18 protein-coding genes and 1 tRNA gene are annotated in these 18,310 nt (G+C 70.5%); 11 read left to right on the plus strand and 8 right to left on the minus strand.

Going from position 1 to position 18,310, the window contains the following annotated elements:
• Position 1: 1 nt before the first annotated feature.
• From panB to pcnB, 3 genes are all read right to left on the minus strand, one after another.
• A complete protein-coding gene (gene panB / locus VMR06_RS13935) occupies positions 2 to 823 on the minus strand; it encodes a 3-methyl-2-oxobutanoate hydroxymethyltransferase (RefSeq protein WP_325377303.1) in 822 nt (273 codons plus the stop codon).
• Positions 824 to 908: 85 nt separating this feature from the next.
• Positions 909 to 1,412 (minus strand): 2-amino-4-hydroxy-6-hydroxymethyldihydropteridine diphosphokinase, encoded by a 504-nt coding sequence (folK, locus tag VMR06_RS13940; protein WP_325377305.1) that lies wholly within the window; start codon positions 1,410 to 1,412, stop codon positions 909 to 911.
• Positions 1,409 to 2,797: a polynucleotide adenylyltransferase PcnB gene (gene pcnB, locus VMR06_RS13945; protein WP_325377306.1), complete on the minus strand. Its 1,389-nt coding sequence runs from the start codon at positions 2,795 to 2,797 to the stop codon at positions 1,409 to 1,411. Before pcnB ends, folK begins: the two co-directional genes overlap by 4 nt.
• A gap of 115 nt (positions 2,798 to 2,912) precedes the next feature.
• Here pcnB and VMR06_RS13950 point away from each other — a divergent pair.
• Positions 2,913 to 2,988: transfer RNA gene (locus VMR06_RS13950), tRNA-Glu, on the plus strand.
• A gap of 42 nt (positions 2,989 to 3,030) precedes the next feature.
• Positions 3,031 to 3,354, plus strand: a complete 324-nt coding sequence (fdxA, locus tag VMR06_RS13955) for a ferredoxin FdxA (RefSeq protein ID WP_325377308.1) — start codon at positions 3,031 to 3,033, stop codon at positions 3,352 to 3,354.
• 275 nt (positions 3,355 to 3,629) lie between these two features.
• Here the strand turns inward: fdxA and VMR06_RS13960 are convergent, their stop codons facing one another.
• Positions 3,630 to 4,280 (minus strand): hypothetical protein, encoded by a 651-nt coding sequence (locus VMR06_RS13960; RefSeq protein WP_325377310.1) that lies wholly within the window; start codon positions 4,278 to 4,280, stop codon positions 3,630 to 3,632.
• A gap of 26 nt (positions 4,281 to 4,306) precedes the next feature.
• A complete protein-coding gene (gene dapA, locus VMR06_RS13965; RefSeq protein WP_325377312.1) occupies positions 4,307 to 5,215 on the minus strand; it encodes a 4-hydroxy-tetrahydrodipicolinate synthase in 909 nt (302 codons plus the stop codon).
• Positions 5,216 to 5,466: 251 nt separating this feature from the next.
• Here dapA and VMR06_RS13970 point away from each other — a divergent pair, with 251 nt between their 5' ends.
• From VMR06_RS13970 to VMR06_RS13980, 3 genes are all read left to right on the plus strand, one after another.
• On the plus strand, positions 5,467 to 6,027 hold the full coding sequence (locus VMR06_RS13970; RefSeq protein WP_325377314.1) for a glycine cleavage system protein R: 561 nt from the start codon (positions 5,467 to 5,469) through the stop codon (positions 6,025 to 6,027).
• A 58-nt stretch (positions 6,028 to 6,085) separates the two neighbouring features.
• Positions 6,086 to 6,547 (plus strand): peroxiredoxin, encoded by a 462-nt coding sequence (locus tag VMR06_RS13975; protein ID WP_325377316.1) that lies wholly within the window; start codon positions 6,086 to 6,088, stop codon positions 6,545 to 6,547.
• Between the two features lie 82 nt (positions 6,548 to 6,629).
• Positions 6,630 to 8,033, plus strand: coding sequence for a PhoH family protein (locus VMR06_RS13980; protein ID WP_325377318.1), 1,404 nt, complete (start codon positions 6,630 to 6,632; stop codon positions 8,031 to 8,033).
• 136 nt (positions 8,034 to 8,169) lie between these two features.
• Here the strand turns inward: VMR06_RS13980 and VMR06_RS13985 are convergent, their stop codons facing one another.
• Positions 8,170 to 9,120: a hypothetical protein gene (locus tag VMR06_RS13985; RefSeq protein WP_325377321.1), complete on the minus strand. Its 951-nt coding sequence runs from the start codon at positions 9,118 to 9,120 to the stop codon at positions 8,170 to 8,172.
• A gap of 441 nt (positions 9,121 to 9,561) precedes the next feature.
• Here VMR06_RS13985 and thiD point away from each other — a divergent pair, with 441 nt between their 5' ends.
• Genes thiD through VMR06_RS14000 form a run of 3 tightly spaced genes read left to right on the plus strand, consistent with a single transcriptional unit; the run spans position 9,562 to position 13,073 of the window.
• Positions 9,562 to 10,389: a bifunctional hydroxymethylpyrimidine kinase/phosphomethylpyrimidine kinase gene (gene thiD / locus VMR06_RS13990; RefSeq protein ID WP_325377323.1), complete on the plus strand. Its 828-nt coding sequence runs from the start codon at positions 9,562 to 9,564 to the stop codon at positions 10,387 to 10,389.
• A gap of 57 nt (positions 10,390 to 10,446) precedes the next feature.
• Positions 10,447 to 10,746 carry a hypothetical protein gene (locus VMR06_RS13995; protein WP_325377325.1) on the plus strand — a complete coding sequence of 100 codons (300 nt, stop codon included), beginning with the start codon at positions 10,447 to 10,449 and terminating at the stop codon, positions 10,744 to 10,746.
• Entirely contained in the window at positions 10,743 to 13,073 is a 2,331-nt protein-coding gene (locus VMR06_RS14000; RefSeq protein WP_325377327.1) for a hypothetical protein, read from the plus strand. The genes VMR06_RS13995 and VMR06_RS14000 overlap by 4 nt, the downstream gene beginning before the upstream one ends.
• Positions 13,074 to 13,125: 52 nt before the next feature.
• On the opposite strand, the gene VMR06_RS14005 is transcribed toward VMR06_RS14000, so the two are convergent.
• Positions 13,126 to 14,136 carry an isocitrate dehydrogenase gene (locus tag VMR06_RS14005; protein ID WP_325377329.1) on the minus strand — a complete coding sequence of 337 codons (1,011 nt, stop codon included), beginning with the start codon at positions 14,134 to 14,136 and terminating at the stop codon, positions 13,126 to 13,128.
• Positions 14,137 to 14,354: 218 nt separating this feature from the next.
• Here VMR06_RS14005 and VMR06_RS14010 point away from each other — a divergent pair, with 218 nt between their 5' ends.
• On the plus strand, positions 14,355 to 15,347 hold the full coding sequence (locus VMR06_RS14010) for a hypothetical protein (RefSeq protein WP_325377331.1): 993 nt from the start codon (positions 14,355 to 14,357) through the stop codon (positions 15,345 to 15,347).
• Positions 15,348 to 15,378: 31 nt separating this feature from the next.
• Here the strand turns inward: VMR06_RS14010 and grxC are convergent, their stop codons facing one another.
• Entirely contained in the window at positions 15,379 to 15,636 is a 258-nt protein-coding gene (gene grxC, locus VMR06_RS14015) for a glutaredoxin 3 (protein WP_325377333.1), read from the minus strand.
• A gap of 120 nt (positions 15,637 to 15,756) precedes the next feature.
• Between grxC and VMR06_RS14020 the strand changes: the two genes are divergently transcribed.
• Both VMR06_RS14020 and phoB read left to right on the plus strand, forming a co-directional pair.
• Positions 15,757 to 17,514: a M48 family metalloprotease gene (locus tag VMR06_RS14020; RefSeq protein WP_325377335.1), complete on the plus strand. Its 1,758-nt coding sequence runs from the start codon at positions 15,757 to 15,759 to the stop codon at positions 17,512 to 17,514.
• 42 nt (positions 17,515 to 17,556) lie between these two features.
• Positions 17,557 to 18,246, plus strand: a complete 690-nt coding sequence (phoB, locus tag VMR06_RS14025; protein ID WP_325377337.1) for a phosphate regulon transcriptional regulator PhoB — start codon at positions 17,557 to 17,559, stop codon at positions 18,244 to 18,246.
• Positions 18,247 to 18,310: the final 64 nt, after the last annotated feature.

The raw sequence follows: 18,310 nt of genomic DNA on the forward strand, positions 1-18,310 counted from the left end.
GTCAGTAGCCGTGCTCGGGACCGGGAAAGCGACCAGAACGCACCGCCTCGGCATAGGCGGCGAACGCCGCCTCGACCGAACCCGATCCGGCCAGAAAGTTCTTCGCGAAGCGCGGCAGCCGCCCCGGCGTGACGCCGAGGAGGTCGTGCATGACCAGGACCTGGCCGTCGCAGTCCGGTCCGGCACCGATGCCGACCGTCGGAATCCGCAGCGAGCGCGTGATCTCGGCGGCGAGCGCGCTCGGCACGCATTCGAGCACCAGCAGGTCGGCACCGGCGCGCTCGACCGCGAGCGCGTCGGCCTTGAGTCGTTCGGCCGCGGCGGCCTCGCGGCCCTGCACGCGATAGCCGCCGAGCTTGTGCACCGACTGCGGCGTCAGGCCCAGATGCGCGCAGACGGCGACGTCGCGCTCGGCCAGCGCGGCGATCACCTCGAGCGTCCAGCCGGCGCCCTCGAGCTTGACCATCGCCGCGCCGCCCTCGGCGATCAGACGCGCACTGCTCGCCAGCGCGTGCGCTACGTCGCGGTAGCTCATGAACGGCAGATCGGCCACCAGCAGCGGGCGGCGCGCGCCGCGCGCAACGCAGGCGCTGTGGTAGACCATGTGATCGAGGCCGACCGGCAGGGTGCTCGAATGGCCTTGCACGACCATGCCGAGCGAGTCGCCGACCAGGATCAGGTCGACACCCGCCGCCTCGGCCTGCGCGGCGAAGCCGGCGTCGTAGGCGGTCACGCTGACGATCTTCTCGCCGCTGGCCTTCATCTCGCGCAGGCGTGTCACGGTGACCGCGGGTCGCGACTCGGAGGCGGATTGAGCGTACATGTGGAGAACCCTCTCGACGGCCGCGGCATTATCGGATCGGCGCCCGCGTGCGCCTAGCCGCAGATGCGGCGTCCGTTCGCCGCATTCAATCGCCGATCGCACGGCATTGCGCGGCGTCCTCGGCGACGGCGGCGAGCAGGGCCTCGACCGGACCGAAGCCCGGTACGTCCAGCCCCGGATCGAGCTCGGCCAGCGGCACCAGTACGAACGCACGCCGGTGCAGATGCGGATGCGGCACGGTCAGCCGCGGCTGCGCGATCTGCGCGCGGCCGTACAGCAGCAGGTCCAGATCGAGCGTGCGCGGCCCCCAGCGCAGATCGCGCGCGCGATCGCGGCCGTGGCGGCGCTCAATCGCGAGCAGCGCGTCGAGCAGCGCCAGCGGTTCGAGCGTGGTCGCGATCCGCGCCACGGCGTTGACGAAAGCGGGCTGATCGGTCATGCCCCACGGCGCCGTGCGATACAGCCGAGACTGTCCGCTCAGTAGCGTCGAGGGCAGATGCGCCAGCGCATCCAGTCCGCGCTCGACCGCGGCCACCGGATCGGCCAGATTGCTGCCGAGGCCGATCCAGGCGGCAATCGGTGCGGTCATTCACCGGCGCCGGTCTGTCCGCCCTGGTCTCCCGCGGGCGCGCCGGAGGACGCCTTGCGCCGGCCACCGCGGCGGCGCTTCTTGCGACGCGGCGCATCGGCCGTCGCGGCCGGCGGCGCGACCGGCGTGGTCAGCCGCTCGGCGAGTGCGGCCTGATCGACCGCCTGCGCCTCGGTCCACCACTGCGCGAGCTCGGCCAATGCCGGATCAGCCTCGGCACGCAGCAGCAGGAAATCGTAGGCCGCGCGAAAACGCGGATGCGCGAGCAGGCGGAAGACGCGTTTGCGCACGCGCTGTTCGAAGCGCGGCTGCAGCGCCCAGATATCCTCGATCGCGAAACCGAAGCGGCGCGGGATCGCGACCCGCTCCACCTGGGCGCGCATGACCTGATCGGACGCCTGGACCCAGGCCGAAGTCGCATCGACGCCGTGCGCGATCAGTCGCTGCACCTCGTCGCAGACCGGCTGCCAGAGCAGGGCGGCGAACAGGAACGCCGGCGTGACGCCCTTGTCGGCACGCACGCGCTCGTCGGTGCTGCGCAGCGTCGCCTCGAGCAGGCGTCGGAACACTGCGCCGTGCGGCCCGGCCAGGCCGAGCACGGTCGACGGGAACACCTCGGCGAGCAGACCGTGCGCCTCGAGCGTGCGGAAGCCGGCCAGGCCGTGACCGGCGAGGAACAGCTTGAGCGTTTCGTCGAACAGGCGCGCGGGCGCTGCGTCGCGCAGCAGCGGCGCGAGCTGCGCGAACGGCGCGGCGGCCTCCGGTGCGATCGAGAAGCCGAGCTTGGCGGCCAGGCGCGCCGCGCGCAGCATCCGCACCGGATCTTCGCGGTAGCGCAGCTCCGGATCGCCGATCAGGCGCATCGTGCGCTGCTCCAGATCGCGCATGCCGCCGACGTAATCGCGCACGCTGAAATCGGAGATGTCGTAATACAGCGCATTGACCGTGAAGTCGCGGCGCACCGCGTCTTCCTCGATCGTGCCGTAGACGTTGTCGCGCACGATGCGGCCGTCGACGACATGGCGATCGCCGCTGCCGTCGTCGCTGCTGCCGCGGAAGGTCGCGACCTCGACGATCTCGCGGCCGAACACGACGTGGGCCAGCCGGAAGCGCCGGCCGATCAGGCGGCAGTTGCGGAACAGCGAGCGGATCTGCTCCGGTGTGGCATTGGTCGCCACGTCGAAATCCTTCGGATGGCCGCCGAGCAGCAGATCGCGAACCGCACCGCCGACCAGGAACGCTGCGTAGCCGGCTTCGTTGAGGCGATACAGCACGCGCAACGCGCCGTTGGAGATGTTCTTGCGGGATATCGCGTGGTCGGCCCGGGCGATGACACGCAGTTGCGGCGTGACGTCGCCGACGAGGTTCGCTTCGGTAGAATTCATTCAGTGATGGCTTGATCCGCGACGGGCGCACCGGCGATCCGGCTCGAAAAACTTTCGATTGCCGTGCGTTGGGTTTCCGTTATACTACGCGCCCCCTGCGGAACCCAAGCACCGCGCTCCCTTCGTCTAGTGGTCTAGGACACCGCCCTCTCAAGGCGGGAACACGAGTTCGAACCTCGTAGGGAGCGCCATTCCGCTGCTTCTCGATACCCCGCCAGCCGCCCTCGCACGCCATGCCCTTCGTCGTCACCGAGAACTGCATCAAGTGCAAGTACACCGACTGCGTCGAGGTCTGTCCGGTCGACTGTTTCCACGAAGGCGCCAACTTCCTCGTGATCGATCCGGAGGAGTGCATCGACTGCACGCTCTGCGAGCCGGAATGTCCGGCCAATGCGATCTATCCCGAGGACGACGTCCCCGCCGGCCAGGAGCCGTTCATCGCGCTCAATGCCGAGCTGGCCAAAGGCTGGCCGGTCATCACCGAGCGTCGCGAACCGCTCGAGGACGCCAAGGACTGGGACGGCAAGCCCGACAAGCTGCCGCTGCTCGAACGCTGAGACGGACGGCCGCGCCGCCGCAAGGACGGCGGCGCCCCTGTGCCAATGTGTCGCAACGGGACGAGCCGATCCTGGTTTGAGAATGCGGCGGTGTCCGCATCGCGACGATGCCGGACCGGGATGCGGCGGGCCGCAGCGGCGACGGCGGGAATCGAATCCGGCGTCCATGCCGTTTCGCGTCGAGGCCGCCGCGGGCTCGATGATCGCCGCGCGATCGATCGCGGTCCGCGCGGCCTGCGAGGATGCGCTGCGCCGCCCGCGGCGCAGCGGCGCGCTCAGGACAGACGCTGGCGCAGCGTCTCGAGCACCTGGCGGGCGGCCGCGCGGCCGGCCTCGTCGTCGGCGCCCTCGATGCGAACACGGCTGCCCTCGCCCTCTTCGCTGACGTGGACCTTGAGGCGGACCGGCGCCGAGACCGTGCCCTTGGCCTTGCCGAACGTGATCGCACGCTTGAACCAGCCGGGCTTGCTGACGACTTCGCCGGCAGTCTCGATCTCGTAGCTGGCCGCGGCCTCGTCGCGCGCGACGATCGTCGCGGCCCCCGAACGCTCCAGCGCCAGACCGACGCGGCGCCAGGTATTGGCAGGAGCATCGGCGACCAGCAGCCCGTCTCCGCCGAGCGCGACGCCCGGCGCCGGCGGCACCGTGGCCGAGGCCTGCGGCGAGTCGGCCGGCGGCGCACCGAGCACCAGCGCGCCGTCGGCGCGCCGCACCGAGCCGGCCGGATCCGACGCAGCGGAACGGACTTCCGGAATCACCATGGCACCCGAGTTGGCCGGCGCGTCCAGATCGGGCGGCACCTCCAGCGGGCGGCTCTCGACGGCCCGCTTGTATTCGTCCTTGGCGCTGTCGCGCGAGAAGTACTTGCATCCGCCCGCCAGCAGCAGCAACGGCATGATCACCAGCAGCGCAATCGATCGTTTCACGGTTCGGGTTCCTGTAGCGCAAAGCCTCAAGCGGTGGCCCGCTGCGGTTCGGCGAGTCCGACCGCTGCCAGGACCGCTTCGGCCTGAGGATGATGGATGGCCGACAGCCGGAGCAGCGGCAGACGGAGTTCGGCGCTGCCGAGGCCGAGCCGCGCCAGACACCACTTGACCGGAATCGGATTGGGTTCGGCACCGAGCAGGACGTACAGATCGCCCAGGCGCGCATCGAGCGCCTGGGCACGCTCGTGCTGGCGCTCGGCGCAGGCCGCGGCCAGCGCCTGCAGCGCGGCCGGCGCCACGTTGGCGGCCACCGACACGACGCCGTCGGCACCGGCCAGCATCGCACGCGCGAAGGTCGGATCGTCGCCCGAAAGGACGGCGAAACCGTATTCCGGCCGGATCGCCAGCAGCCGCGCCATGCGCTCGGGCTCGCTGCGCGCTTCCTTGATGCCGACGATGCGTTCGTGGCCGCTCAGACGCTCGACGGTCTCGGGCAGCAGATCGCAGGCGGTGCGGCCGGGCACGTTGTAGAGCACGACCGGCAGGCCGCCGCGTTCGGCGACCTCGACGAAGTGACGGTACAGGCCTTCCTGCGTCGGCCGCACATACGGCGGCGTGACCACGAGCGCCGCATCGGCACCGGCCTCGGCCGCGCGGCGGGTCTGCTCGATCGTCTTGCGCGTGGACTGTTGTCCGGTACCGGCGAGCACCGGCACCCGCCCGGCGCTGCGCCCGACCGCGAAGGCGACCAGGTCCGAGAACTCGGCGTCCTCGAGCATCGCCGCTTCGCCGGTCGAGCCGGCCGCGACGAGCGCGCGCGTGCCGCCTTCGATCTGGTAGTTGATCAGACGGCCGAACGCATCGAAATCGACGGGAAACCCGTCCTGGTTGCGGAACGGCGTCGCCAGCGCGCAGATACTGCCGGAGAGGTTCAAGACGGACGAGAACGCATGGTAAGGAATCGCTCGATAGTACCGGCTGCGCCGGCCGCCAGTCCATCCTGCATGGCGCGGCGCCGGCAGCCGTCAGCGGCCGTTCACGGCCGCTGCGGCGGCGCGGCTCGATCGCGACGCGGCCCGGTTGCGACTGCAGGAAGCGGCCAGTATGCTGGCCCGGACGCCGCTTCGGTGCTGCGCCCGCGCCGGCCGCAGCACCGGTCTTCGCGAGACGATCAGGAAGACAGACTTTGAGCGAAACCGCACCGCGTCCCTCTTCAAGCGACAACTTCCTGCTGATCCACGCGTTCGGCAAGCCGTCCGGATCGCCGCTGCTGGCGATCAGCAAGCGCATCGCCGACGCCGGCTGCAACCTCGCCGAAGCACGCGTATCGGCGCTCGGCAGCGAGCTGTGCGTGCTCGCGCTGGCCCAGGGCTCCTGGGACGCGATCGCCAAACTCGAGAACGCGCTGGCGCGGCTGGAACGCGACGGCGATCTGCGGCTGGGACACTTCCGCACCAACGCGCACCAGCCGCAGCCGACGCTGCTGCCGTACGTGATCGAGGTGATCGCCGCCGACAAGCCCGGCGTGCTGTTCCAGCTGGCCGAGTTCTTCGCGGGACGCAATATTTCGATCGAGCAGCTGCATTCCTCGCGCTATCGCGCGATGCAGACCGGCGCCGACATGTTCTCGGCACAGATCACGATCGGCATTCCCAACACGATGCACATCGCGGCGCTGCGCGACGACTTCCTCGAGTTCTGCGACGGCCTCAATCTCGATGCGATCATGGATCCGATGAAGTTCTGATCATGCAGCCACGCGCGGCGCTTCACGACGATCGATGCACGAACCGGAGCGGACCAGGATGATCGAGGTCGGCGCAGCGGTTCCCGATCTGGCGGGGACGATCCAGGACGGCTCGACGCTGCGGCTGCGCGACCTGCGCGGCCGGCACGTGGCGCTCTATTTCTATCCGAAGGACAACACCGCCGGCTGCACGCGTCAGGCGCAGGATCTGCGCGACCTGCACGCCGAGCTGACGCGCGCCGGCTGCGTCGTCGTCGGCGTCTCGCGCGATTCGGTCGCCAGCCATCGCCGATTCGCCGAGAAGCAGGCGCTGCCGTTCGCGCTGGTCGCCGACACCGAGGAGACCTGGTGCCGCGCCTTCGACGTGATCCACGAGAAGACCCTGTACGGCCGGCGCTATCTCGGCGTCGTGCGCAGTACCTTCCTGATCGCACCGGACGGTACGCTGGCTGCGGCCTGGCGCAACGTCAAGGTGCCCGGCCACGCGGCCGCCGTGCTGGACCAGCTGGCAAACGCGTGAGAGCACACCGACTCCCCGCTCCCCACGCGCGGCGCGCCGCGCGACGCTCCACCCTCCCCCGTCCCCGCATCGAGAGCCTGGCATGACCCGAGGCAAGCGCATCTACGTGCTCGACACCAACGTGCTGATGCACGACCCGACCTCGCTGTTCCGCTTCGAGGAACACGACGTCTTCATTCCGATGACCGTGCTCGAGGAACTCGACGCGGCGAAGAAGGGCACGTCCGAAGTCTCGCGCAACGCGCGCCAGGTCAGCCGCTTCATCAACGAGCTGATCGAGCACGGCAAGGGCGGCGGCATCGCCGAAGGCCTCGACCTCAACCTGCCCCAGGGCATCCGGCTCGAGCGCGGCAAGCAGGCCGGCCGCCTCTACTTCGAGATCCGCTCGATCGAGAACGGCGCCGACGGCGGCGGCCGCAAGCGCGGGCTGCCGGACAATCTGATCCTGGCCTCGGTCCTGCACCTGCGCGAGCAGCGCCCGAAGACGCCGGTGGTCCTGGTCACCAAGGACATCAACCTGCGGATCAAGGCCTCGATCTTCGGCGTAGCCGCGGAGGACTACGAGAACGACCGCGCGCTCGACGATTTCAGCCTCCTCTACGCTGGCCACACCGAGCTGCCGCGCGACTTCTGGGACCGCCACGCCGAGGTGCGCTCCTGGTCCGAGCGCGGGCACACCTACTACGAGGTGAAGTGCCGCAAGGACGAGCAGTGGCACCCGCACGAATGCCTCTACCTGCCCGGCGACGACGAGGTGGAGATGCGCGTGCTGCGTCTGGACAACAAGAAAGCGACGCTGCAGATCCTCGACGACTACGTCAACGGATCGCACTCGGTCTGGGGCATCCACGCGCGCAACCGCGAGCAGAACTTCGCGCTGAACCTGCTGATGGATCCGGACGTCGATTTCGTCAGCCTGCTCGGCACCGCCGGCAGCGGCAAGACCCTGCTCGCGCTGGCGGCCGGGCTCGCGCAGACGATGGACCAGCAGCGCTACCGCGAGATCATCATGACGCGCGCGACCGTGTCGGTTGGCGAGGACATCGGCTTCCTGCCCGGCACCGAGGAAGAGAAGATGACGCCGTGGATGGGCGCCCTGACCGACAACCTCGAGGTGCTGACCAACCCTCAGGAAGGCGGCTCCTGGGGACGCGCCGCGACCAACGACCTGCTGGCGTCGCGGATCAAGATCCGCTCGATGAACTTCATGCGCGGCCGCACGTTCCAGAACCGCTACGTGATCATCGACGAGGCGCAGAACCTCACGCCCAAGCAGATGAAGACGCTGATCACGCGTGCCGGCCCGGGCTGCAAGATGATCTGCCTCGGCAACGTCGAGCAGATCGACACACCGTACCTGACCGAGACCACGTCGGGCCTCACCTATACCGTGGACCGCTTCAAGACCTGGGAGCACAGCGGCCACATCACGCTGCGCCGCGGCGAGCGCTCGCGGCTGGCCGATCGCGCCTCGGAAATGCTCTGAGGCCGGATTCGGCACGATGCGACGGGCGCCACGGACGGCGCCTGCGGCAGTCGCCGCGGCGGAATCGTCGAATCGGAATCGCGTCGATCGCGACGCGGTGCGGCGGTCGCGCCGTCGATCGGACGGCGCCTTGCGGCTAGAAGCGCAGCGCCCAGAGCGCCTCGAACTCGACGCGGCTCGCCGAGGACAGGCTGCGATGCGTCGGCAGGCCGAGGATGTAGGGCTGCGGCGCGTAATTGGCGACGAAGGCCAGGCGCGAGCTGGAGCCGGTCGGACGCGCCCAGCCGAGCGAGATCGCGTAATCGGCGACGTCCGGCTCGAGCGCGCGGCGCAGCAGCGCCGACGTCGGCTCCGGCTGCTGGCGCGTCGAGTAGCGCAGCTGCACCTCGCCGATCAGGCGGTTGCGCCAGGTCGAGCCGACGCTGTAGACGGTCAGGTCGCGCCACGCGAACGTCGGGCTGAGGCCGTCGCCGAGCAGAGCCAGCACGCGGTTCGGCAGGCCGTTGCTCGTGAACGGCGTGACGCCGCTGTAGAGGATGCGGTCGACGCCGAGATCGAAGCTCAGCGACGGCACCAGCGCATAGGACAGGCCCAGACTGGCCTGTGCCGGGATGTCGAACTGGCCCGGATCGGAGTACACGCCACGATAGTTGGAGAACGCGTCCATGTTGACGCGCGTCTGATAGCCGGCGCTCCACTCGAAGCGCTCGCCGAGCCGGTACGCGGCGTCGACGCGCACGCCGCTGCCGGAGGATGTCTCGCCGGCGGCCCAGCTCGGCGGGTGATACAGACTCTGCCCGTCGAGCAGGCCCAGGCCCGGACTCGCGAAGCGCTGATAGGCCAGCAGGGCCGAGATGCCGACGGCGCCGTCGTTGCCGACGCGGAACGTCATCGACGGCGCGACCACGGTGCGCTCGAGCCCGGACTGCGGAAGATCGAGCAGGCGCTGCCCGGCCGGCGTCGGCCGCGCAGCGGTCTCCGACACCGTTCCGGTGGCGATCGACAGCGACAGACGCGCTGCCGACGAGGACGCGCCGACCAGCGACGGGAACAACGAAGGACGGACGGTGACCAGTGCGTCGGTCACGCGGGGGATGGAGGCTTCGGCGGTGGGCACCAGAGCCCACGAGAAACGCGGTGTCACACTCGCGAACGCGTAGCTGCGCCAGCGGTCGAGCGCCGACCCGGCCTGCCCGTCGGATTCGGCCGCCGCGGCGTCCGTATCGACCGGCGAAGCGGCCTGCGCAAAAGAAAGGGGGAGCGCCAGTGCGATACTGAGCGCTCCCGCCAATCTGCCTGTAGTCGCTGTTACCCGCTGCATTGCCCTGTGCTGCGGTCCCTGGAGTGTGAGTGCTGTTGCGGCTTGAAGCGACGCCATTATGGGAAAAACGCAACAGCGTGTCAACTACGCAACACGATGACCCGAGCCGGCGGAACTCGTTGAGATGCAGCAAGAAAAATCCGGCCGTGCCGAGACCGCCGGCCGCGCCCGCCACTGTCCCCTTTCCAACTGTTGCCGGAACACAACATGACGATCTCCGCTTCCCGCCGCCGCCGCGCGCCCCCCGCCGTCCTGACGATCGCCGGCTCCGATTCGGGCGGCGGCGCCGGCATCCAGGCCGACCTCAAGACCTTCGCCGCGTTCGGTACGCACGGCCTGTGCGCGATCACCGCCGTCACCGCACAGAACACGCGGACGGTGGCGGCGATCGAGCAGATCTCCGCCGGCCTGCTGCGCGGCCAGATCGGTGCGGTCTTCGACGACTTCGCGGTCGCGGCCGTCAAGATCGGCATGCTCGGCAGTGCGACCGCGGTCCGTACCGTCGCCGAGGCGCTTGAGGAGCGGCCCGGGGTTCCGCTCGTTCTCGATCCGGTCATGGTCGCGACCAGCGGTGCCGCGCTCGCCGGCAGGACGATGACCGCCGCGCTGCAGCGCCACCTGCTCGCGCGGGCCGATCTGCTGACGCCGAACCTGCCCGAGGCCGAACGCCTGCTCGGCGCGCCGATCGTCGACCGTCGCGGCATGCGCGAGGCGGCGCGGGCACTGCGCGCACTCGGCTGCCGGGCGGTACTGCTCAAGGGTGGCCATCTGCCGGGCCGCCGGATCGGCGATCTGCTGCTCGACGAGCGCGGCGAGTCCTGGTTCGAGCACGCTCGCCTTGTCGGAGAAGGCCATGGCACCGGCTGCACGCTCGCGGCCGCAGTCGCCGCCGGCCTGGCCTGGAAGCGGCCGCTCGGCGAGGCGGTCGGCGCTGCGATCGACTACGTGCATCGCGCATTCGCGGCCGGCTACCGGCCCGGCCGCGGCACGCTGGTCGTGCTCGACCACGGCGTCCAGGTCCCGCCCGCCGATTGATCGGCTTATGATCGGACGGTTCGCCGCGCCCGGTTGCGCTGTACAGGAGATTGCCGCATGTCCCCGTTCCTTCGTGCCGCCCGGCACCTGCCCGGCCTGATCACGTGGCTGGCGATGCCGGTCGCCGCATTCGCCGTCCAGCCCGAACAACTGCCGCTCGGCGGTGCCGGCGCGCCGGCCAAGACGATCGCCCCGCTCGCCGTGCCGCCGCCGCAGCTGGCCGGCACGATCGCCGTGATCGATGCCGACGGCCAGGTCGCACTGCAGTGCCGAGAGGTGCCGAACCTGGAGGCGCGCGCCACCTTTCTCGAGCGCGCCGAGCGGCGCCGGCTGCAGGAACAGGAGAACGTGCAGTGACCGCCCCGTACCCGATCCGCCGGCTCGGCTGGGCTCTGGCGGCGCTGGTCTCGATGCCCGCCGCGGCCGCGCCGTCGATTCCGCTGTCCTCGGGCACGCCGGCCACGTTCGCACTGCAGGGCAATTCGTTCACGACCTCGTACTACCTCGACGTGCCGGCCAACCTCGCCCAGGGCACGCAGCTCAGACTGCAGCTCTCGGGCACCGGCACCGCCGACGCCGACGTGTTCGTGCGCTACGGCACCCCGTTCGCCGACCGGTCGCTGCACGGCGCGAATGCGGATTTCGATCTGTTCCGACGCTATGCGCACTACGCCGCGATCAGCGGCACCTCGACCGAATCGCTCGTGGTGCGTGCGTCGAGCCGGCAGCCGCTGCGGCCGGGCCGCTGGCACATCGCGGTCGTCAACCTGTCGCCGCCTTCGACGCAGCTCAGCCTCACCGCGACGCTGCAGTCGGCCCCCGCCGACGGCGGCATCCAGCTCGAGTTTCCGACCGCGACCAGCGGCACCTGCAGCGGCGCGCCCTGGAACGACAGCACGCCGGCGACGCCGACCGGCGGCAACCCCGGCACGACGCTCGGCCAGCAGCGCCGCAATGCGATGCAGCGCGCCGCCGAGCTGCTGGCCGCGCAGATCAAGACGCCGGCACCGATCCGCATCCGCGCCTGCTGGCGCGATCTGGAAGCGAGCGCGACGCGCGCCGTGCTGGCCCAGGCCGGGCCGACCAATCTGACGCTGCACGAGGTGGATGAGCCGGCGCCCTGGCTGCCCAACCGCTACAGCTGGTACGCGATCGCGGCGGCCTCGCGCCTGGCCGGCACCAGCGCCTGCGGCGTCGTCGGCGGCGCCTGTACGCAGCCGGACATCGTCGCCACGTTCAACTCGCGCATCGGCGCCAGCGACGTACTCGGCGGCCGCACGTTCGACTACGGCTACACGCCCGCCGGTACCGGCACGAATTTCGACTTCATCTCGATCACGATGCACGAGATCGCGCACGGCCTGGGCTTCCTCGGCCTGGTCAACATCGAGGCGGCCGACGGCCCGCTCGGCGCGCGCTTCTCGGGCGAAGGCGCGACCGGCTACTCGGGCACCGGCTACAACGACGTCTATGGCGAGAACGCAGCGATCCTCAACGCGAACGCGGGCACCTGGAAGCCGTTCCTCGACGCCGGCACCAGCGATGCCGAACGCGCCGCCGCGCTGGTGTCCGGCAACGGCCTGCGCTGGTGGGGACCGGCGGCGGTCGGCTCGCCGCTGAACAACCTCGCCGCGCAGCCGCCGCCGTTCAACCTGCCGATGCTGTACGCGCCGTGCAGCGGTTCGCCGTGCGCGCCGCAGGGCGGCTCGACGCTGTCGCACCTGGTCCAGGCCGGCGACCTGATGAACGCGAGCTATCAGGTGCCGGGTCCGCGCACGCTCGGCCTTGCCAAGCCGATGCTCGATGCGGTCGGCTGGAGCGACGCGAACGCGCCCGCGCCGGTCTTCACGCAGCCGATGTCGAGCTGGTGGTTCGACCGCAACCACAGCGGCCACGGCCTGGACCTGCAGCTGGCGCGCCGCGACGCCAATCTCGGCGACGTCTACAACGTGATCTTCTATACGTTCGACGCAACGGGCCGGCCGGAGATCTACACGTCCACCGGCAACCTCGTCGACGGCGTCTTCGTCGGCGGGCGCGATCAGAACGGCAACGGCATGCAGCGCGTGCGCTACGACGCGGCGACGCGGACCTCGGTGCTCGACGGCTCGGTCGGCGGCGATCTGATCATCGACTTCAACGCCGCGGCCTCGGCACCGGCCTGCCGCAGCGTCGCCCACGCGGCGCCGCAGCTCGGCGTGATGAGCTGGCGCGTCGGCACCAGCCGCGGCCAGTGGTGCATCGAGCCGCTGGTCACGCCCGATTCGCATCCGACGCCGGACCTGAGCGGCCAGTGGTACGGCGGCAACGACAGCGGCTGGGGCATCGGCACGCAGATGGTCCGCCGCGGCGGCGCCGCGCCGTTCTCGACCAATCTGATCTACTACCCGGCCGACGCCAGCGGCACGCTGCGCTGGGCGGCGGCCGACTTCGAGAGCTACGCGGCGGGCGCGACGACGAGCGTGTATTCGGTCACCGGCTACTGCCGCACCTGCACGCCGGTGACGACGACGTTCACGGCGATCGGCTCATTGAGCCTGACGCTGACCGAGCCGACCGTCGGCGGCCAGCCGACCGGCGTCAACCGCGCGAGCTTCTCGCTGACGTTCCCGGGCTCGGGCTACACGTTCTCGCGCACCAACGCGCCGGTCACGCTGCTGACGCTGCCGGCCGGCGGCCAGTAGCGCGGCCGCTGCGCGGACGGGACCCGGGTTCCGTCCGCGCAGCCGGCACGGCTCAGCCGTCGAGGCGGGCGGCGATCGCCTTCGCGAACTCCGCGGTGGTGCCGACGCCGCCCAGATCGGGCGTCAGGCGATCCTGCGCGATGATCGTCTCGCGGATCGCGTCGCGGACCCGCGCGGCCGCCTCGATCTGGCCGAGATGGCCCAGCATCTGCACCGCGCCGAGCAGCAGCGCGCACGGATTGGCGATGCCCTTGCCGGCGATGTCCGGGGCCGAGCCGTGGACCGCCTCGAAGATCGCCGCGTCGCTGCCGATGTTCGCGCCGGGCGCGAGGCCGAGCCCGCCGACCAGGCCCGCGCACAGGTCGGAGATGATGTCGCCGAACAGGTTGGTCGTGACGATCACGTCGAACTGTTGCGGGTTCATGACCAGCTGCATGCAGGTGTTGTCGACGATCATCTCGTTGCAGGCGATATCCGGATACTCGGCCGCGACGTCGCGGCCGACCTTCAGGAACAGGCCCGAGGTGGTCTTCATGATGTTGGCCTTGTGGACCAGCGTCACCTTCTTGCGCCGCTCGCGCCGCGCCAGTTCGAACGCGTAGCGGATGATGCGTTCGGAACCGTGGCGCGTGATGCGGATCACGCCCTGCGCGGTCTGACCGTCCTCGGACAGCGTCTGCCCTTCCGATCCGTAGGCGCCCTCGGTGTTCTCGCGCACGGTGATGATGTCGATGCCGTCGTAGCGCGCGCGCGTGCCGGGGATCGTGATCGCCGGGCGCACGTTGGCATACAGATCGAAGCGGCGCCGCAGCTCGACGTTGAGCGAGCTGAAGCCGCCGCCGATCGGCGTCGTCAGCGGCCCCTTCAGCGCCACGCGATGGCGGCCGATCGCGTCGAGCGTGGCCTGCGGCAGCAGTTCGCCGCAGCGCGCCTGCGCCGCCAGCCCGGCATCGACGAAGTCGTAGGCGAGGCCGAGGCCGAGCGCGTCGACGACGGCGAGCGTCGCATCCATGATCTCAGGGCCAATGCCGTCGCCGCGGATGACCGCGATCGTCTTGTTCATCGGATTCAAACTCCTGGAACGGGGGGAGGAAAACGAAGGGGGCGCCACTTGAGGCGCCGCGCGCAGACGCGCATTATCGCCAAATGAGCGTTTTCCGCCCACTGCGCCGATCCGCGCGGGCCTTCCTTGCGGCCGCGTGCCTGGCCGTCGCGCCCCCGTACGCGGCCGCGCAGGGTTCGATGGAGCTCGCGCTGGAATCGCCGTCGACGAGCTCGCCGATGCTCTCGCCGAGCCTGCGCATCAGCGGCGTCTGGCCCGACAGCTGCGTACCGCGCATCCAGAGCACGCGCCTGGCCGGCGCCGAGATCGACATCGTCGCGCGCACCGCGACGCTCGGCTGCCGCAGCGGCGCGACCGCTTACGAGCAGCGCGCCAACCCGGCCCTGCAGGCCGGGCTGCTGCATCTGCCGGCGCGCGTCTATGCGGTGCGCGCGTATCTGGCGCGCGGCACGCAGACGCCGGTGCTGAGCCGCTTCACGCTGCTCGACGCGACCGAGAACGATCCGGCGCCCGTGGTCGAGAACGGCTTCTGGTGGACCGTCTCGCTCGGCGACGAGGCCGTTCCGGCGCTGGCCGGCAGCGGCATCAGCCTGGAACGTCAGGGCGATCAGCTCGCGGTCGGCCTGTTCGGCTTCGACGACACCGGCAAGGCGACCTGGTTCTTCGGCAGCGCCCGGCTCGAGGGCCGCATCGCCCGCGTCGCCCTGGTGCGGCTGCGCGACGGCGAGGAACCGTTCGGACAGGTCTCGGCACGGCCGGTCGCCGAGAGCGGTCCGGAGCTGCTGATCGCGTTCGAGGGACCGGCCCAGGCCAAGGCCTGGCTGGTGCGCCCGTCGCCGACCGGCGCGAGCGATGCGATCGACGTGCGTCCGCTGGTCCTGCAGCGCAGCGCCTTCGGCAACGGTGCGGCCGGCCAGGGCTGGCTCGGCCGCTGGGTCGCGGTCGGCGATGCCGACCGGTCGCGGGTGCGGATGTTCGATTTCAGCCGCCTCAGCAGCGAGGACGGCGAGAGCTTCCGCGTCGAGGACGCGCAGTCGGGCCTGTCGCTGTCTTGCCGGCTCGGCCTGCGCCCAGCCGAGCAGCCGCCGGCGACCTGCACGCTGTACGAAGCATCGACCGTGGTCGCGGTGTTCGACCGGATCGGCATCGACCGCCTGGAAGGCCGCAGCGCCGACGGCGAGCGGCTGCGCCTGGTCCGCGTCGCCGATTGAAGCAGCGCGCCGCGGCGTCGGCCGGACGCCGTCAGCCCGCGATCAGGCCTTCGAGCCGTCCCGAACGATCGGCCGCGACGAGATCGTCGAAGCCGCCCACATGCGTGCCGTTGATGAAGATCTGCGGCACCGTGCGGCGCCCGCCGCTGCGCTCGAGCATCAGCATGCGCTGCTGCGGATCGGTGTCGATGCGCACCTCGCGATAGCTCAGGCCCTTGCGCTCGAGAAACTGCTTGGCGGCCACGCAGTAGGGGCAGATGGCGGTCGAATAGATTTCCACATCGATCATGGTCGCTTTCCAGATGAATCGCGGCTGTCCGCAACGGTAGCGCGCTGGCAGGGGGAACCTCGCTGCGCTATGGTGGTCCGAACCGAGCGCGCTCGGCGCCACCTCGTTCAACTGCCTTCCATGGTCGTGGTCACCTTGAGCAAATTCAACTGGCTACCGGTCACCGCCCTGGCCGTCTGCGCCGGGCTCGCCGGCGCCCGCGTCGACGCGCACGAGACCAGCGGCGTCAAGCTGCCGGACATCGGCAGCTCGGCGGGCGAGCTGGCGATGCCGCGCGAGATGCAGGAATACGGCGCCAGCATGCTGCACGAGATGCGGGCGATGAACTACATCCTCGACGACCCGCTGCTCAACGACTATCTCGACGGACTCGGCCACCGCCTGGTCGCGCAGAGCGATCGCCCGGACCTGCCGTTTACGTTCTTCATCGTGCGCGACAACGACATCAACGCGTTCGCGGCGCCGGGCGGCTACATCGGCGCCAATGCCGGCCTGATCACGGCGATGAACCGCGAGGACGAGTTCGCCGCGGTGATCGCGCACGAGATCGCCCACGTGACGCAGCAGCATCTGCTGCGCGCGTACGAGGACATGAAGAAGTCGAGCATCCCGATCACGCTGGCGATGCTCGGCCTGATGATCGCCGGTGCCGGCCGCGGCGACGACACCGCACCGGCCGCGCTGATGAGCGGCACCGCGCTGATCCAGCAGCGGCAGATCAACTTCACGCGCAAGGACGAGATCGAGGCCGATCGCATCGGCATCCAGACGCTGGCCCGCGCCGGCTTCGACCCGGTGGCGATGGCCGATACCTTCGCCACGCTCGGCCGGACCATGCGCGTCAACGGCATCGACGTGCCGGAGTTCCTGCGCACGCATCCGATCGACACCAATCGCATCGCCGACGCCAAGGCGCGCGCCGGGCAGATGGACACCTGCGGCTACGTCAACGGCGTGCTCGACCGCTGCGTCGGCGACGGCGCGGACGCCGCCGCGGCAGCGGCGACCGCACCGATCCGCACGCCGTTCGGCCCGGCGGCCGCGTCGGTGGCCTCGGCCGGCCCGGTCACGATCAGTCCGAACCTGTCGCGGCTGGACCGCAGCGGCTCGCGCGACACGTTCCTGCTGATGCGCGAGCGCGTCCGCGTGCTGTCGGCACGTTCGCCGGCCGCGATGGTCGGCTACTACGCCGACAGCCTCAAGGCCGACCCTGCGTTCGATACGCCGGCCAACCGCTACGGCTACGGCCTGGCGCTGACGCGCGCGCGCCAGCTCGAGCGGGCGATCGCCGAGCTGCGCAAGCTGGCCGACGCGCAGCCTGGACAGGCGACGTTCGAGCTCGCGCTGGCCAATGCCGAGGACCACGCCGGCCGTCACGCCGATGCCGAGAAGCGCTACGCCGAACTGCACGAGGACTACCCGGGCAATCGCGCGATCAGCCTGGCCTACGCCGGTTCGCTGCTGTCGCGCGGTCAGGACAAGAGCGCGCGACAGGCGCAGAACCTGCTGCGCCCGCTGCTCGACAGCTACAGCGACGATCCGGACCTGCAGACCAGCTACGCGCGCGCCTGCGAGCTGGCCGGCGATCCGGTCCGCGCCGCCGAGGCCTATGCCGAGGCCGCCTGGCTGAAGGGCCGCGCCGAGGATGCGCTGAACCAGCTCAAGGCGCTGACCAGCAAGGAAGAGCTCGACTACTACCAGCGCGCCCGCGTCGAAGCGCGCATCACCGCGATGACGCCGCTGGTGCTCGAGCTGCGCCGGCGCGGCACCAAGCCCGGCGACGGCCAGCAGGGCGGCTCGCTGACCGAGCCGGCGCTGTCGGTGTCGCGGCCGCGCGAGCCGCTGTCATCGCGCCGTAACACTTTCCCGTTGCAATAATCGCGTCATGAACGCCGATTCCGGCAGCGACGGCAGCGCAACGTGCAGAAGAACATCCTGATCGTCGAAGACGAACCCGCCATCCGCGACATGGTCGCCTTCGCGCTGCGCAAGGCCGGCATGGACGCGATGCACGCCACCGACGCCCGCACCGCGCAGAGCGCGATCGGCGAACGCGTGCCGGACCTGATCCTGCTCGACTGGATGCTGCCCGGCATCAGCGGCCTGGATCTGGCGCGGCGCCTGCGCAAGGACGAGCTGACGCGCGAGGTGCCGATCATCATGCTGACCGCGCGCGGCGAGGAGACCGACCGCGTCAGCGGCCTGGACGCCGGCGTCGACGACTACGTCGTCAAGCCGTTCTCGACGCGCGAACTGGTCGCGCGGATCCGCGCGGTCATGCGCCGCACGCACGGCGAGGACGTGGAAGGCGTCATCGAGCTCGGCGGCCTGCGCATCGACGGCGCCGCGCACCGCGTCTACGCCAACGACCAGCCGCTGCAGATCGGGCCGACCGAGTACCGCCTGCTGCACTTCTTCATGACGCACGCCGAGCGCGTCTATACGCGCAGCCAGCTGCTCGACCACGTCTGGGGCGGCGGCGTCTATGTCGAGGAGCGCACCGTCGACGTGCACATCCGCCGGCTGCGCAAGACGCTCGAGCCGAGCGGCCACGACGCGCTGGTGCAGACCGTGCGCGGTGCCGGCTACCGCTTCTCGACCAGCGTGTGAGCGCAGCCTTCGCGCGAGTCCCGCTACGATCGCCCGGCGGCCGCGGCCGTCACGCCTGCCCGGC

It is taken from the genome of Dokdonella sp., assembly GCF_035511235.1.
In the GTDB taxonomy this organism is placed as follows: domain Bacteria; phylum Pseudomonadota; class Gammaproteobacteria; order Xanthomonadales; family Rhodanobacteraceae; genus Dokdonella.

Excerpts from the sequence above, each read along its gene's own strand:
- panB (WP_325377303.1), bottom strand. The coding sequence starts at position 823 with ATGTACGCTCAATCCGCCTCCGAGTCGCGACCCGCGGTCACCGTGACA.
- folK (WP_325377305.1), bottom strand. The coding sequence starts at position 1,412 with ATGACCGCACCGATTGCCGCCTGGATCGGCCTCGGCAGCAATCTGGCC.
- pcnB (WP_325377306.1), bottom strand. The coding sequence starts at position 2,797 with ATGAATTCTACCGAAGCGAACCTCGTCGGCGACGTCACGCCGCAACTG.
- fdxA (WP_325377308.1), top strand. The coding sequence starts at position 3,031 with ATGCCCTTCGTCGTCACCGAGAACTGCATCAAGTGCAAGTACACCGAC.
- VMR06_RS13975 (WP_325377316.1), top strand. The coding sequence starts at position 6,086 with ATGATCGAGGTCGGCGCAGCGGTTCCCGATCTGGCGGGGACGATCCAG.
- VMR06_RS13980 (WP_325377318.1), top strand. The coding sequence starts at position 6,630 with ATGACCCGAGGCAAGCGCATCTACGTGCTCGACACCAACGTGCTGATG.
- thiD (WP_325377323.1), top strand. The coding sequence starts at position 9,562 with ATGACGATCTCCGCTTCCCGCCGCCGCCGCGCGCCCCCCGCCGTCCTG.
- VMR06_RS13995 (WP_325377325.1), top strand. The coding sequence starts at position 10,447 with ATGTCCCCGTTCCTTCGTGCCGCCCGGCACCTGCCCGGCCTGATCACG.
- VMR06_RS14005 (WP_325377329.1), bottom strand. The coding sequence starts at position 14,136 with ATGAACAAGACGATCGCGGTCATCCGCGGCGACGGCATTGGCCCTGAG.
- VMR06_RS14010 (WP_325377331.1), top strand. The coding sequence starts at position 14,355 with ATGCTCTCGCCGAGCCTGCGCATCAGCGGCGTCTGGCCCGACAGCTGC.
- grxC (WP_325377333.1), bottom strand. The coding sequence starts at position 15,636 with ATGATCGATGTGGAAATCTATTCGACCGCCATCTGCCCCTACTGCGTG.
- VMR06_RS14020 (WP_325377335.1), top strand. The coding sequence starts at position 15,757 with ATGGTCGTGGTCACCTTGAGCAAATTCAACTGGCTACCGGTCACCGCC.